This is a genomic window from Paenibacillus oleatilyticus, from assembly GCF_018998565.1.
Lineage (GTDB): Bacteria > Bacillota > Bacilli > Paenibacillales > NBRC-103111 > Paenibacillus_G > Paenibacillus_G oleatilyticus.
The window spans coordinates 1-246 of the sequence record NZ_JAHNZO010000227.1 but is presented as its reverse complement, the minus strand read 5'-3'; the positions used below and the strand labels follow the sequence as shown (position 1 = coordinate 246).

Annotated in this window: 1 rRNA gene; it reads left to right on the top strand. The window is 51.2% G+C overall.

Annotated features, from left to right (window positions below):
* Nucleotides 1-63 (top strand): 16S ribosomal RNA (locus KQX66_RS37105); the annotation flags it as partial.
* Nucleotides 64-246: the final 183 nt, after the last annotated feature.

Below are 246 nucleotides of genomic sequence, written 5' to 3'. Positions count from 1 at the left end.
ATGATTGGGGTGAAGTCGTAACAAGGTAGCCGTATCGGAAGGTGCGGCTGGATCACCTCCTTTCTATGGAGTCCATGATGACTGCAGGTCATCGGACAAATCTGCGACTCAGTCGCAAGACACTCACTCGTGTTCAGTTTTGAAAGGTGCAATCCCTTTCAAGCTTGGCAGTCCTGCCAAAAGTTGATGGTTGCATCAACCGGGCGGACATGCTAAGATAATCTTCCTGCCGCTGAAACGGCAGCG